Origin of the sequence: Pedobacter borealis DSM 19626 (assembly GCF_000708285.2) — a bacterium.
Taxonomy (GTDB): Bacteria; Bacteroidota; Bacteroidia; order Sphingobacteriales; family Sphingobacteriaceae; genus Pedobacter; species Pedobacter borealis.
The window spans coordinates 1-7284 of record NZ_JAUG01000139.1; the positions used below are offsets into that span (position 1 = coordinate 1).

Consider the following 7284-nt stretch of genomic DNA (forward strand, 5'->3'; position numbering starts at 1 on the left):
TGCACAGATTTCCGTGCTTTTTCCTGCGAAAATCTGCTAGGCCGGATAGCATGGTGCAGGTCGCATGGGGCATATTGCAGGACGCGATAATTTGTATTTTAGTCCTTTCCCTTTTAGGGGAAAGGTGCCGATAGGCGGATAGGGGTTAAGGCGGATCGGTGGGAATGCGATCAATTAATAAAGCCGCAGATACTTAGATCTGCGGCTTTTCGTTTTGTTGCATTAAGATCCCCGCATGCGCGAGGATGACGACAGTCGTTTAAATTAAGGCTTCTTGCCAATATTTACCCTGATATTCACTTCAAAATCGCCATCGGTATAACCACTGATTGCCGAAGTTGCGGTGTTGTAATAAGCTATAAAATATAAGGTCGATTTGTAATTCATGCCGAAACCAAAGGTGGCGTTTTGGGTATTGTGGTACATGGCCATTACGTACAGTTTATCGTTGGCAAAATTTGCATTTAAACCAGCATCCCATAAATTTTCGTAATTTTTGATGCCCCTGAAAACACCTTTAGGCTCCAGGCTTATTCCGTTTATTCCTGATCCCAGCATGAACATATAACTCACCGCCGAATAAAACGTTGGTTTATCGGCAAAGTTTAAATCGTCTTTCCTAAAAACGGAACGCATGTTCGGTACGGCACCTTCAACGGTTAATCCTTTTGAGGTATAAGAGATCCCGAAATCGCCATCAACATAATAACCCCTGTCGTTAAAACGGGCAATGGATGGGTCGTTAATGTCGCTGTTTCTTACACTGCTTAAATCCAGTTTGTCCTGACTTGCGCCAAAAGAGATCCCGAAGTTTAATTTCTGATCATCGTTGTTTAGCGGCAGGTGGTAAGCAAAGGTTCCAACGGCTTTAGTGCGCTGTATACCGCCCGATTTCTCGTTGTAGATGTTTACGCCCCAGCCTACTTTGTTTACCTGCTGATCTAAGGTTACACTTTGTGTAATGGGGGCACCTGGAATGTTAGACCATTGCTTGCGGAAACTTCCGTTGATGTTAAAACCTTCGTTTATACCGGCCATTGAGGGGTTAACGAGGTAACGGTTCTGGAAATATTGTGCATTGAGTGGAAGGATCTGTGCTTTAACGGAACCTAAAAATAATGTGCTTGCAGCAAATAGAAACGTTACGCGACGCATTTGCTTTATGTTTTTTGTAATTGCTCTCATGCCTGTAATTAGTCTCTAATGATGTTGATGTAACCTTTAAAAGTGCCTATGCTGTTACCTAAATCGATGATGTAATAATAGGTGCCTTCATTCAGCGGACTACCATTTATGGTTCCGTCCCAATCGTTGGCATAGGTATGTTTGGTGTATAAAATCCGCCCGGCCTTATCGAATATCTTCAAGGTATTGTTTGGATAATAATCGATGTTCTTCACGATAAATTTATCGTTATAACCATCACCATTCGGCGTAACTACAGTACTGGCTTCGAGTTTATAATCATCTATTACGGTAATGGCAATGCTTTGATCGCTCACACAACCACTTGCATTGCTTACGGTAACACGGTATGTACCGCTTTGTTTCGGTCGGATGGTTAAGGCTGAAGTGTTTTGTCCGCTAAGGATATCCGAGCCTGTCCAGCTGTATTGCGTACCACCGGTAGCCGTTAAAATAATAGCATCGCCTTTAGAAATCGATAAACCTTTGCTGCTGCTGATGGAAATCACTGGCAGGGCATTTACCGTTACCGTGGCTGTTCCGGTTTGCGTTTGGGTAGCGTAAGCATCAGTCACGCTTACTAAATTGTAGGTAAATGTACCTGTTGAATTGGTTGGTACACTAACAGTAGCGGTAGTAGAGTTGGTGGTTACGGTACGGTTGCTGCCTCCATTTACGGTATAAGTGAAGGTGTAAGGTGCTGTGCCAACCGAACCCGTGAAGGTAATGTTTGGTGATGAACCGAAGTTACATACGGATGTATTACCTGCAATGGTGGCTACCGGTAAGGGACGAACCGTTACCGTGGTTGAGACATTTTGCGCCTGTGCACTAAAAGCATCGGCAATGTTGGTGATGGTGTAAACGAATGTGCCCATCACATTGGTAGGTGCCGTTACTGTTGCGGTATTGCTTGTAGCCCTCAACGTTTGGGTGTTACCTCCATTGATGTTATAAGTAAATGTAAACGGTGCTGTGCCTGCAGTTGCACTAAAGGTAATAACCGGAGCAGTGGCGTTTTGTGGAACAGCAACACTGGCACTTAGTGCGGCAACTGGTTTGGCGTTAATATGAAGATTGGCAGCATTGTAGTTGATGGTGTAATTGCTACTTAAAGCCAGCGTTCCCTGCTGAATGGCGTAATCGCCTGCGGTTTCGCCCGTCACACGACTTAATGCTCCTGTAAAAGCATCGGTACCGATTAATGCAGGGCTGGAAACATAGGTAAATGCGGGATCAGCTGTTCCTTCTAGCTTGGTTTTGGCATCTGCGGTTACCGCAATGGCTTTAGGGGTAATGGTTAATACTTGTTGTTTGGCAACTGCCGGGTTAAAGAAAGTATCGCCCGGTTGATTGGCCGTAATGGTTACCGTACCTGCTTTTACAATGTGGATATCGTTATTGCTGATGGTGGCAATGTTGGTGTCGCTGCTGGTGTATTCGATGTTAATGGTAGTATTGTCGCTCGTAGCCCCTGCAACTAAATCTGGGTCGCCATAAGTAGCGGTTCTGGTGGCGGTAAAGGTAATGTTCTGGTCTTTCTTAACGGTTGCATCATCCCTGGTGTACCAGATGGGCGAGGTAATGATCCGGCTTCCGTCTGCCTCTACAATATCAGCATAATAATAACCTGTAGCCAGGTTGGCCAGGGCATTATCGGTATAGGTTAAACTTGCGGTTGCACTGGTGGTTAATTCTACCGGGTTGGTACCGCTTCCAGGTGTGCCGTATAAAATTTTAATGCTGGTTACGGCACTTGTGGTCATCGAACTCACCGAGATCTGTGGTGCACCAGCGGTTTTAAATACGCTTCCTATCGGCTGTTTGTTGATGGTGAAAACGACTTTCGCGGCCGAATCTTCTGAAGCATAAAAACGCATCTTTTTAATGGCATCCAATAAATCGTTCTCGGTAAGGGCAGGAGCCAATACCACCAACCGCGCACGGGTGTGCTTACCAAAGGTTAAATTGTGGTTATCATGATCGATGGTTGCACCAAGGTGATAACCCTTAGCCAGCATACGGTTATAATAGCTTAAATAACTCATTGAGCTGGCGGGATCGGAATAGGTAACATTGGTCGAAAATGCAGGACCACTTTCTAATGCTGCACCTACAATGGCGCTATCGGCACTTAAATCGTAAGTGGCCGAGATGTTGTTAAAATCGGTAGTATTAGGGTGAGCCAAAGTAGCTACGGCATTTAAACCATGGCGGTTAATGATCCTGAATAAACCCGCAGGGCCGGTATAAGTACTTTTAGGTACATAAATCTGGTTTTCGCCGGGCTCCCAGCCGATCAGTGAATCGATCCCGTACACAATTACGTGTCCGCCGCCACTGATTACGCCCCATTCCATACCGTGCAAAGCAACAAAAGTAGAAGTGGTTGCATTTTTGGCTGCAATAATACCCGGTTGCCAGTTGGCCAAAGACATGCCTGCCTGTGTATGGTTATGTTCTGATATTCCAAGGAAATCGAGTTTCATCGCCGTTTTGGCAAAAGCATAATCATCTTCTGGTTTTTTGGTTAAATCGTCTTTATTTCCGTCAGAATAACTGCTGTGACTGTGTAAGTTACCATAATAGAAATTGAGTTTGTTTACATCAAGGATACCGGTTTTAAAGTTTCCTAAAAGGGGCTGTGTAGTTAAATATAAAGGGCCACCGCTGCAGGCACTGTTTACCGCATAGGTGAAAAAGTAATAATTGGTGTTCTGGGTTAAACCATTTCTGATAAATGAAGTGCCCGTTCCTCTTTTCACCACGATACCGTCACCTAAAGCATCGCCTACATTATAAACCGTTTGGTTTACCGGTGCTGCGGTTAAGGTGTTGCTGGTACTCATCACCACCAGGTATTCATCAGCTGCGCTGGCGGCGGTGAAAGAAGCCTGAATAAAGTTATAGTTAGCAGAAGTAATGGTAAAACCTGTAGGCTGTGCTGTTGGAGTGGCACAAGGCAATAAGGTTTTAGTGCTTTGTGCTGCGGTTAAAATATTGGTGGTTAAATATTTCGGTCCGCCGGTACAAGAAAGGTTGTTTAACGGAACAATAAAATAATTGTAAGTAGTAGAACTGTTTAAATTGTTATCGGTAAAGGTATTGTTTACAATTTTATTGATTACCATGCCCCCACCAAAAGCAGAGCCAATGGCATAAGCCGTACCATCAACCGGAAGTGCGCTTAAAGTGGCATTTAAACTTCTGATGATCAGGTATTCGTTTGCATCGGCCGATTTAGTGAAAGTAGCGGTGATGCTGCCTGTGGTTACAGCACTAAAAACCAACGCGGTTGCAGGGCTGCTTGGCGCGGCGCAGGCAGGTAAGTTAGGTGGGAAATGTACACCCAATCTATTGGCATCGTCATCATCAATGGCATTTTGAACGGTAGCCAGTGGTGTTCTGGTCCAATCGTCGTCTACATAAACAGGACTGGGTGCGGTTACATTCAAACTTCTTACATAAGAAACATCTTTGGCGTTAACCCCCTGACCGAAAGCATCGATAATGTTGTTATTGGCATCTAAAAGGGCCACACCATCGTTACCGTTAAAGTTGATTACGGTGTTGCTGTTCAGTATAGCACTAGCTGGGGTTAAATATGGAACTTCACTCGTGCTATTGCCCGTATTGCCCAAAAGTACGGAGCCATGGGCCGGGATGGTAAAGTTTAAATTTACAGTTTGCGATGGTGTACCAGTGATGTTGATGTTACCCGCATCGCCCGAAATATTGTATAAAGCCAATTTTAACTGTGGTGATGCGGTATTGATCGGCGCATTGCTCAGGTTGGTTAATTCGATCCATTTGTTTACAGAAGTGCCTTCGTAATATTGACTGATGATTACGGGTGCGCTTACCAAAGGAGGATTAGCAGTGGTAGCATCTACCGTGGCAACTGTGGTTTGTAAATTGCCAGCTGCATCCTGTGCCACAACATATAAGGTATAACCGGTACCAATTGTTAAACCGGTGATGGATGCACTGGCATCGGTGTTGGCCGTATTGGCAAATGATCCCGATTTTAAAGCTGCAGATCCGCTTCCATCCTGTGCGGTTTTCACCTGTGCAGGTGTTGGCGCGGTTCCACCCGAAAGGGCTAGCACATAATAAGTGGTGCCTGCTTCGTTAATGTTGTTTGCAAAAGCTACTGAGGTAGTGGTAACCGTTGTGGTTTTGGGGTAAGTTGCTGCGGTTACCGGTGGGGTAACGTCTGCCAAGCCCAGTGTTGTTACATTTAGGAGTGTAACTGAAGTTTGTAAATTAGGCGTGCTGGCACCATCTTCTGCCACCACGTACACGGCATAATTTGTAGTTGCGGTTAATCCGGTAATGGATGTACTAACATCTGTATTGGCTGCATTGATCAAAGCGCCAGATTTAATTGCTGCGGTACCACTTCCGTTTAATCCAGCTTTTACCTGTGCAGGTGTTGGCGCTGGACTGCCTGATGCGGTAACAACATAATAAGTTTTACCCGGCTCATCGATATTATGGGTAAGGTTAAAAGAGGTTGAGGTAATATTTGATGTTTTTGGGTATGAGGCCGTATTTACAGGAGGGGTATTGTCTGTACCAGAAACTGCAGATCCGGAAATAACTACATCATCTATACTAAATGTACCTCCGGCAGCTTCGGCATTGTAACCATAAAAACGGAAGGTAGTTGCTGTAGAAATGCTGGTAAAACCTGTTAAGGTAATGGTACTGCCAACCTCAGCAGCTGTTGCCGCATCCAGTACCTGAAATATGTTTCCTGTTACAACCTGAAGATCTGTATTGGCAGGCGATACAGCGGCTGGTAAGTTAGCCGCATAACTGTCTTTGCTCGATCGTACACTATATTGCCTGATCCCGGTTCCTGAACGTTGCAGGGTGAATTTAATCCCCGTAATGTTTAGGGTGTAACCTGTAACAGGCGTGATGGTTACTTCGTAATACTTGGTTAAATCTATTGTGCCGGTAAAAACATCACTGGCATTGGTTGCGCCTGTAGGCTGACTGGTGAAAGAAAACCTTACAGCTGCGTTAGGGTTTGCGGAAACAGCTCCATTAGCCGTAAAAGAACCGAAAGTAACTCCAGTTGCGGTTGGAACTGGGGTAGGGTCCGTTTTACCTGTAGTGGTAGAAACACTACTGAAATTGTAGGTTCCGTTAAAACTTTGGGCAAACAACGAAGTTGCCAAAAGCATTGTGGAACATAATAGTAAAAGTTTTTTCATATAAATTTTTTAGGGATATGAAATGATGAATTAATCTTTTTGAATAAGTTAGCGAAGCGGATTAAGCGTAATTGCTTTATTTTTCGGGAACGGTCCCGCGAGGATTCGAATGATCAGATTAGCGTTTTGCCATATAGAATAATAAGGATTGTAATTAGAAGATTTTTGATCATTCAGCGCAAATCATCATCACTGCAGGGCAAATACCTATAGCAATTGTGCGAAAATCATTTGCCTGACAACGATTTTTTTAGCTGGAAAGCTTTATTGGAGTAATTGTAGCGCCATATAGAATGATTAGGTTACGAAAATAAGCGTAGAATATTAATTCAGTATTAGAATGAGGTTAATTTTAGTAGTTTGTTTTGTTAAAAGCTTGTGGAGTAAGGCATTAAAATATAAATTTATATATTTCTTTGGTATTTAGGTTGGATGTTGATAAATTTTGGCCTCCTATACTGTTGGGAATCTGGTCTTTTCCCTTTTAGGGGAAAGGTACAGGTAAGGGGATAGGGGTTTAATGCGCTCGCTATAATACGGTCGAAAAAAGATTGATACGGCAGTCACTCCATCATTTTTGCTTCTAACAATTTTCTGTCATCCTGAGGCACGAAGGGTCTTTTACCGAAGATTCTTCACTGCGTTCAGAATGATAATTGCAGGTTTTGCCCCAGGCTCGGGCTTGCCTCGGCTCGCCGCCGCCGAGGGGCTCTTACCTTTTTCTTGATAAAAAGGTAACCAAAAATCAAGGCTTGCATCTTTTCTTGTAAAAACCTACGGAAATCTTAATTGCGGCAGTATCGAGGCTCTTACCCTGGCTTATCCCAGCACGCCCGCTTGATCCTGCCTTGGGCTGTGGGGTATTGAGGGGGGG

Annotated in this window: 2 protein-coding genes; both read right to left on the minus strand. The window is 44.2% G+C overall.

Annotated features, from left to right (window positions below; all coding sequences use genetic code 11):
• Positions 1-264 precede the first annotated feature (264 nt).
• Positions 265-1155: a PorP/SprF family type IX secretion system membrane protein gene (locus AW17_RS22420; RefSeq protein WP_167343714.1), complete on the minus strand. Its 891-nt coding sequence runs from the start codon at positions 1153-1155 to the stop codon at positions 265-267.
• A gap of 38 nt (positions 1156-1193) precedes the next feature.
• Positions 1194-6410, minus strand: coding sequence for a CehA/McbA family metallohydrolase (locus tag AW17_RS22425; RefSeq protein ID WP_083488812.1), 5217 nt, complete (start codon positions 6408-6410; stop codon positions 1194-1196).
• Positions 6411-7284 lie beyond the last annotated feature (874 nt).